Consider the following 8,084-nt stretch of genomic DNA (forward strand, 5'->3'; position numbering starts at 1 on the left):
GGTCGGTCCGCCCGGCGGCGCCCATTCCGATTCGCCTCTTGGCCGGCGTCCCGATCCGCCGTCCGCCCGCGCGTTCGAGCGCGCTCCCGTTGCCGGTTCGCGCGGGCCGGCGCGCGCCGCCGCTTTCGGCACCGCCCCCTCGCGAGCGGGGAGTGCCCCGTCACCTCAGCGGGCGTGCCGGAAGCGCTCGTAGCGCTGGGCGAGCCGATCCGGATCGGGCCAGGCCTCGCGCCGCCGTGGGAGGAGGATCGGCTGGCGGTGAAGCCGCTTCAGCCCGTGCTCGAGCATCGGCCCGTCGCGCGCTTCGAGGACCTTGGGATGGACCTCGACGAGGTAGCGCGGTGTCACGGCGACGAGATCGCGGTCGAAAGCGGCATGGTGCAGCTTGCACAGAGCGATGCCGTTGGTGACCACCGGCTCTCCCCGCTCGCTGCTGTCCGGGATGATGTGCGCCGCGTCGAGCAGGGCCCCCTCGGGCAACCGGCACAGGGCGCAGCGCCGGCGATAGGCGCGCAGGACACGTTCGCGGAAACTCCGCTGGTGGATCCGGTGGCGCACCGTCCTCGTGACGTAGGCCCGCCGGCCCGCCACTTCCGCATCGGCGACGCCGGTGAACGATGGCCGCGCCAGCTCCGCAGGATCGTCGGCCTGAACGGTGAAGGTGAGGCCGGCGTCATCGGCGCCGACCACGAACACCGGCCAGATGGCGAGATAGCGGCCGCACTCGATCCCGTAGAAGTAGGCGAGCGGTACGCGCGCCAGCATCGCGAGCTTCAGGCCCACGTTGTCGGGATGCTTCGGGTCGGTCCCCCGATAGCGGTAGGCGAGACGATCGTCGTCGAAGAACGCGTCGTCGTACGGTCCTCCCGGGGAGGTGCGGATCGAAAGAGGGATGCGGTCGAGGACGGCCGGCCTGAAGATCCCCTGCCGGCTGACGAGCGGAACGCGGCGGCCGCCGAACTCGAAGCCCTGGTGCAGCACGGCCCAAGGGAGAACGTCCCCGTAGCGCTCCCTTTGGGCCGCGAGCCACTCGAAGGCGGCGGCGCGGATCCGTTCGTCCTGCAGGCGGGACGTCATTCCTTGGTTCCGGCGCCGCCGCCAGTTCACTCGAGCCCCGGTCCGGCGTGGCGAAGCGGCACGCTCGACCCCGCCGGGCCGGAGAAGATCCTCCGCCCTGGCCGCCGCTCGAGCGGGCCCGGCGCGTCTCGGGAAGCGAAGCCCCGGGATTCGGCGGGGACGGAGCCGGCGGGCGCCGGGCGAGGTGCACCGCGGAGGGCTTGATGCGGCGGCGCGGACGTCTGTATAAGAAACAGCGCTTCCGGGGGAACGGGGACGAACGAAACGAGAGGAGGTTGGTCCGATGAAGCGTTCCAACTGGATTCGTGCGCTGTTCGCCGTCGTCGCCTTGGCCGCGATCGTGGTGGGGGCGGCGGCCACCGTGAACCAGACCTACGCCAAGCCGAGCAAGCCGAGCAACTGCTACTGCCCGATGGTGTGGGACCCGGTCGTCTGCTCGAACGGGCACGTGTACTCGAATCTCTGCGTGGCCCATTGCTGGGGCGCCACCGGGTGCAAGCCGGCCGGACCCAGACCGTGGTGATCTCCGCGCCGGGCGGCCGGGGGCCGGCGGCCTCCGGCCAGCCCTGCGCCGCACCCTCGCGGGGACGGCCCCGCCGGAGCGGGTCCGCCGGGCGGATCCCGCGGTAACGCCGACTCGCCCCGCGCTCTCGCGCCGCGCACTTTCGCTGCGAGCCGACCGGCGGGGAGCACTCCCACCCGACTGGCCGGCGAGCCCCGTCTCCGGGCTCTCCGCCGCCGGCCGGAGCCGTCCCCAGGAACGAAGGGCCCGCCGACCCGGCTGGCGTCGCCGTGCGCGATCGCCGTGGTCCGCTTCCGACCCGGTGGCCGGGCGTGGCGGCGCGTCGCCGGTCGTTCGCGACGCTCTCCCAGCCGCGCAACCGGCCATCGCGGGGCCTCGGTGACGGGCAGCGGGCCAGAGCCCGCCGCGGCGAGACTGGAGCCCCGCACCGCGGCCGCGCCCGCGGGCCGGGGAAGGCGGGCCGCATGCAGCGATCCGGCGGTTCGGCGGCAGGGGAGCCGAGGGCGCTCTCCGGCGGCCGGCACGATCACCCCGTCGAGTACGTCTCGATCGAGGACGCCGCACGCGCGCCTCGGGAGGGGATCGCCGTGTGCCTGTCCGGAGGCGGTTACCGCGCGATGCTCTTCCACGCCGGGGGGCTCCTCCGGCTCGCCGAGGCCGGGCTGCTGGCGCGCGTGTCCCGCGTCTCCAGCGTCTCCGCGGGATCGATCACCGCGGCGGTGCTCGCCCTCGCCTGGGACCGGTGCCGGCTGAACGAGCCCCGTGGCGCCGGAGAGCGCTTCGTGCGGCACGTCGTCGCTCCGCTGCTCGCCCTCGCCGCCCGGACGCTCGACGTGCCGGCCGCCCTCCTCGGACTTTTCGGTCCCGGCCCCGCCAACGCGTGGCTCGCGGGAGCCCTGGACCGGCATCTCTTCCGCCGCCGCACGCTGTCCGACCTGCCCGACGAGCCGGAGTTCGTGTTCAACGCGACGAATCTGTGCACGGGGGACCTCTTCCTTTTTCGGAAGGGGCGGACGGGCGACTACCGGGTGGGTGCCGCCTCCGGCGCCCGGCTGCCGGTGTCCGGGGCCGTGGCGGCCTCGGCGGCCTTCCCTCCCTTCCTGTCTCCGGCGGTGCCGGCGCTGGGAACCGGTGGGCTCGCGCGGCGGGGTCGAGAGCCCCTGCACCGTGAACCCTACGTTTCGCATCCGGTTCTCACCGACGGCGGCGTCTACGACAACCTCGGACTCGAGGCGGCCTGGAAGCGCTTCCGGACGGTGATCGCGAGCGACGGGGGGAGCCGGCTGGAGCCCGATCCCTCGCCGCCCCGCGACTGGCCCCGCCACATGCTCCGCGTCGTCGAGGTGATCGACCACCAGGTGCGCACGATGAGGAAGCGGCTGCTGCTGGCCCATTTCGAGCGCGGCACGCGGCGGGGCGCGTATTGGAGCATCCGGGGGGATGCCCGGGACTATGCGCCGTCTCCCCACCTGCCCTGTCCCCTCCCGCGGACGATCGCGCTCGCGCGCCTGCCGACGCGCCTGAAACGGCTCGACCCGGCGATCCGGTCGCGGCTGGTCAATTGGGGTTATGCGATGGCCGACGCCGCGGTGCGCCGCTTCGTTCTGCCCGACCTGCCCGCCCCGCGGCGCTTCCCCTGCGCCGGAGGCGTATGACCCCGCGCGCGGCCGCGCGCCGTCGCGTCGTCTACAATGCGCCCTTCGTCCGGCGGGCCGGCTCGGAGCCGGTTCCGGGGAGGTGTTCGGTGGACTACCCCCTCTGGATACCGTCGATCGGCCCGGGCGTCCTGATGGGGCTCGTGGCGATCGCCCACGTCACCGTCTCGCACTTCGCCATCGGCGGCGGCCTGCTGATCGCGGTCAGCGAAACGCTGGCGGCGCGGCGGGGCGACGATGCGCTGCGGGAACTCGCCCGGCGGTCTTCGTTCATGCTCATCCTCGTCTCGACCGTCTTCGGGGCGATCACCGGCGTCGGGATCTGGGTCGTCGCCGGCCTGGTCGCTCCGGCCGCGATCTCCACGCTGATCCACAACTACGTGTGGGGCTGGGCCATCGAGTGGGTCTTCTTCATCGTCGAGATCGTCGCGGCGCTCGTGTACTACGCGACCTGGGACACGATCCGGCCCGGTCTCCACCGGGCGATCGGATGGATCTACTTCGTCGCCGCCTACATGTCGCTCGTGATCATCAACGGGATCATCACGTTCATGCTCACGCCGGGGCGCTGGCTCGAGACGGGCGCCTTCTGGGACGGTTTCTTCAACCCGACCTACTGGCCGGGACTGCTCCTGCGGACCGGGATCACGCTGATCATGGCGGGGGCGTTCGTCTCGTTCACGCTTCTGCGCTCGCTGCCGGAGGACCGGTGGCGCCTCGCCCGCTATCTCGGGATCTGGCTCGTGGCCGGTTGCGCGCTGGCCCTGGCCGGATATCTCTGGTGGGAGCGGGCCCTCCCCGAGCCGGTGAGGTCGCTCTTCGCCGGGGCGGATCCTCTTCTCGCCTCGCTGGCCGCGACGCGAACCTTCCTCCTGGCCGCCCTGGCGGCGGTGGCCGTTCTGAGCGCTGCGTTCTACCTCGCCTGGCCGAAGGGGGCGCGACTGCCGGCGGCGGTTCTCCTGTTCGCGGCGGCGGTCTGCTTCTTCGGCGGCTACGAGCGCCTGCGCGAAGGGACGCGCAAGCCGTTCCTGATCAGGGACTACCAGTTCTCCAACGGCCTTCGCGTCGCCGACATCGCGGCCGTCAACGAGTCGGGCGTGCTGGCGCGGGCGCCTTGGGCGGCCCGCGGAGCGGCGCCGGATCCGGTGGACCGCGGCCGGCGCATCTTCATGGCCGAGTGCCGCGCGTGCCACACCATCGACGGCTACCTCGGCATCCGCGCCCGGCTTCCCGACGACCGGGACATGATCTACGGGGTCGTCTATAGCCTCTACGAAAAAGGAGAGGCCTACGCGGAGGGCGCCGACACCGCATCGCTCGACTATCCGTTCATGCCTCCCTTCGTCGGGACCGAAGACGAGCTGGAAGCCCTCGTCGATTACCTCGCGAAGCTCGCCGCGCGCGGGCAGCCCTCTCAGGGAGCTTCACGATGAACCTCGAGCTGATCCCGCAACCGGATCCGACGCCCCTGCCGGGCCCGGCGTGGTTGTTCCATCTGCTGCTCGTCGTCACGTTCGTCTTCCATCTGATCTTCATGAACGTGGCGCTCGGCGGCTCCTTGCTGGCGGCGGTGGCCCACCTCACGCGGCGCGGCTCGGACGGTGTCCGTGACGAGTTCGCCCGGCGCCTCACCCGGGCGAACACCTACGCCATCTCGCTGGCGATCACCACGGGAGTGGCCCCCCTCCTGTTCGTACAGGTGTTGTTCCAGCAGTACTTCTATCCCGCGACGATCCTGATCGCGCGCGGTTGGCTGTCGCTGGTGCTGCTGCTCCTCGTCGGCTACTACGCGACCTACCTCTACAAGTACCGCGGGCTCCCGGCGAGAGGGGAAGGGGGCGGGGTGTTCGCGGTCGTCGCCGCGGCGTCGTTCCTCGGGATCGCGATGCTCCAGGTGACGGTCAACCTCGTCCACTCGCAGCCCGACGAGTGGCCCCGTATCGCGGATCGGCCGTGGTCGGTCGTGACGAGCCCCGTGTTCGTCGTGCGGGTGCTGCACTTCGTGCTCGCGGCGGTGGCGTTCACCGCTCTGCTCGCCGCGTGGTGGGCCGCCCGCGCGGCCGAGCGGGGGGAGGCCCCTCCCCTCAACGCGGCGATCGCCCGGTACGGGATGCGGTGGGCGCTCTGGAGCACGGCGGCTCAGGTCGCCGACGGGTTCTTGCTGCTGGTCCTGCTTCCGCCCGGGACCCTGACGCGGCTCATGCGCTCCGGCGCGGCGGCCATGGTTCCGCTGGCCGCGTCGGTGATGCTCGCCTTCGGGACGATCGCGATGCTCGCGCGGGTCACCGAGCCGGTGGGCCAGCGGGGCCTGCTCGGCGGCGCCCTGGGTGCGATGACACTGACCGTGGCCGTGATGGCGGTGACGAGACATCAGGTCCGCCTCGCCTACCTGCAACCGGCCACCTCGAGGTTCACGCTGGCGGAGGCGCCCCAGTGGGGCAACTTCTTCCTGTTCGCCGTCCTGCTCGCCGGAGGCCTCGGGCTGCTCGGGTGGATGCTCCGCGCGGTGGCGATGGAGCGAAGGAACGCGGCGGGCTAGACGGCGAGCATCCGGGCGACCTCGGGAGCCCGTGCGAGCCCTTCTTCGATCATCGCCTTCGAGCTCTCCGGCGGAAGGCCGAACCATCGCTGCGCGCGCGCGGAGAGGACGGCCGCTGCCCGTTCCGGTCCGGTTTCCGGAAGGCAGGAGACGAGCCGCGCCGCGGGCAGCGGGCCGGTCGGATCGTCGGCATGGTGCACCCCGATCGCGTCGGTGAAGGTCTCGGGCATCCCCCACCGGCGGCAGACCGACGCGCCGACCTCCGCGTGATCCCATCCGTAGGCACGCCGCTCGAGCTCGCAAAGGTCTCCCTTTCCCGCGTGCCACTCGTCGAGCAGCGCCCCGTACTCCTCCCCGCGGTGGTGCGCCAGGATCGGGACGGCGAGATCCTGCAGCAGCGCGGCGGTGAAGCTCTCCGAGGCCGCTCCCGGATCGACCCGCTCGGCGAAGACCGCCGCGATCGCCGCTCTGCGGGCGGCGGCGCTCCAGAACCGCGCCGGCACGAAGCCCGGCGCCGGTTCGCAGGGGAGCGTGCTGTGAACCGCGATCGAGATCAGCATCGATTCGATCTGCGCTCGTCCCAGCAGGTGGACCGCGTGATGGACGCTCCGGATCTCGTTCCGGATCGAGAACGCGGCCGAGTTCACGGTGGTGAGCAGCCGGACCGACAGCCCCGGATCGACGGCGAGCTGGTCGGCGACGGCCGAGAGCGAGACGTCCTCTTTGGCGAGCTGTTCGAGCAGGCTGGTGATGATCCCGGGGAAGCTCGGCAGCTCGTAGCCCTCGAGCACCGAGGCGAGCAACCGATCGGGATCGTTCTTCTTCCGCGCGAACAGCTTGAGCATCGTCTCTCCCTCAGTCGGCGCGGCGCGCCATCTTGTTGGCGAAGATGCTGAGAAGTCCGCCGAGCATCACGTAACCGATCACCACCTCGATCATCGCGAGCACCTGGGCGGCGGGAGACGCGGGGACGACGTCCCCGTAGCCGAGGGTGGTCAGCGTGACCACGCTGTAGTACAGCGCCGAGAGCGGCGTCGGGTGCTCGCCGTAGTCGACCGCGACGTACTGGTAGAGCCAGGCGAAGCCGACCGCCACCCCGACGGTCCACAGCGCCCAGCGCAGGAAGCTGCGCCCGCAGTCCGAGGTGATCTTCCATCCCCAGTACAGCACGGCCGACATCCGGCTCTGGTGCCGGAACTCGTGGAGGTAGTTCTGGTCGATCACCGCGCGCCGCAGCAGGTAGGCCCCGCAGAAATCGACGTCGACGATGTCCGCGCCGATCCAGTCGGCGCTGGTGTAGCCCGAGACGCCCCGCACGCGCGCCCCCCGGAGGTCGGCGTCCGCGAAGCGCGCGCGGTCCACGCGGCTCCGCTCGAGATCGACCCCGCGCAGGTCGGCCCGCGACAGGTCGGCTTCGCGGAGGTCGCACTCGAGCATCCGGGCGTTCCGCAGGCGCGCCGCGCCGAGATCGGCGCGCCGGAGATCGGCGAGGCTGAGGACGGCTCCGGGGAGGGAGGCGTTGAACAGCGTGGCGCCCTTCAGGTTCGCCCCGCCGAATCCCGCTCTCTCGGCCGAGGCGTCGGTCAGGTCGGCGCCCTCGAGGTCCGCCTTGAGCAGTTGTGCCTCGTCGAGCCTCGCGCCGACCAGCGCCGCGTCGCGCAATTTCGCGCCCACGAGGCGCGCCCGGGACAGGTCGGCGTGGCTCAGGTCGGCGCCGGTGAGGTCCACCCCGCTCAGGTCCAGGCCCGAAAGGTCCACACCGGCCAGCCTCACGGCCCTCAGATCGGACGGAAGACCCGGGGGCCGGCCTCCCCCCTTCCGCCGCGCCTCCTCGAAGGAGGCCAGCAGGCGCTGCCTGGGGGTGCTCCCGTCCTCCCCCTCGGTTTCCCACCGGATGCCGAGCTGGGCCTCGTCCACCGCCGCGGTCACGGATCCTCCCCACGCCCCGGAGGCGGGGCTCGACGTGGCACGTATCGGCCCGCCGGCGCGCTGCCTTGAGCCGGCGCCCGACGATCGTTCGCCGTTTCCCGGGATGGTCCGCCACGGACCGGCGCCGGACGGTATCCGGATCCGGCCCGAAGGGAGGGGTGGGCGCACAGTTCGGGAAGTGCTCCCTCGATGGTGCGAAACGCCGCGCAACGCGATGAAAAACCGACACTTCGGCCCCAATCCTCGGGCATCGATGCATCCGAGTGCGGAACCTCCGATGGTCCAAAGACTTCGGCGCGACGACGCACCGTTGCGGATGCACCTCACTCGGAACGTGCCGCCGAAGGTCCGGGCGGCGCAG

At 71.9% G+C, this 8,084-nt stretch carries 7 protein-coding genes; 4 read left to right on the top strand and 3 right to left on the bottom strand.

The window, feature by feature from the left end; translation table 11 throughout:
- Window positions 1-165: 165 nt before the first annotated feature.
- Window positions 166-1,077: an HNH endonuclease gene (locus D6718_03800; GenBank protein RMG47409.1), complete on the bottom strand. Its 912-nt coding sequence runs from the start codon at window positions 1,075-1,077 to the stop codon at window positions 166-168.
- A gap of 283 nt (window positions 1,078-1,360) precedes the next feature.
- Here D6718_03800 and D6718_03805 point away from each other — a divergent pair, with 283 nt between their 5' ends.
- The 4 genes from D6718_03805 (at window position 1,361) to D6718_03820 (ending at window position 5,794) form a co-directional block, all read left to right on the top strand.
- Window positions 1,361-1,600 carry a hypothetical protein gene (locus D6718_03805; protein RMG47410.1) on the top strand — a complete coding sequence of 80 codons (240 nt, stop codon included), beginning with the start codon at window positions 1,361-1,363 and terminating at the stop codon, window positions 1,598-1,600.
- Window positions 1,601-2,064: 464 nt separating this feature from the next.
- On the top strand, window positions 2,065-3,255 hold the full coding sequence (locus tag D6718_03810) for a patatin-like phospholipase family protein (protein RMG47411.1): 1,191 nt from the start codon (window positions 2,065-2,067) through the stop codon (window positions 3,253-3,255).
- Entirely contained in the window at window positions 3,252-4,688 is a 1,437-nt protein-coding gene (locus D6718_03815; GenBank protein RMG47412.1) for a cytochrome C, read from the top strand. The genes D6718_03810 and D6718_03815 overlap by 4 nt, the downstream gene beginning before the upstream one ends.
- Window positions 4,685-5,794 carry a hypothetical protein gene (locus D6718_03820; protein RMG47413.1) on the top strand — a complete coding sequence of 370 codons (1,110 nt, stop codon included), beginning with the start codon at window positions 4,685-4,687 and terminating at the stop codon, window positions 5,792-5,794. The genes D6718_03815 and D6718_03820 overlap by 4 nt, the downstream gene beginning before the upstream one ends.
- On the opposite strand, the gene D6718_03825 is transcribed toward D6718_03820, so the two are convergent.
- Complete coding sequence (locus tag D6718_03825; protein ID RMG47414.1) at window positions 5,791-6,639, bottom strand: HDOD domain-containing protein; 849 nt, start codon at window positions 6,637-6,639, stop codon at window positions 5,791-5,793. The two genes, D6718_03820 and D6718_03825, sit on opposite strands and share 4 nt — an antisense overlap.
- Window positions 6,640-6,649: 10 nt before the next feature.
- Complete coding sequence (locus tag D6718_03830) at window positions 6,650-8,050, bottom strand: hypothetical protein (GenBank protein ID RMG47415.1); 1,401 nt, start codon at window positions 8,048-8,050, stop codon at window positions 6,650-6,652.
- Window positions 8,051-8,084 lie beyond the last annotated feature (34 nt).

The sequence above is a fragment of the Acidobacteriota bacterium genome, assembly GCA_003696075.1.
In the GTDB taxonomy this organism is placed as follows: domain Bacteria; phylum Acidobacteriota; class Polarisedimenticolia; order J045; family J045; genus J045.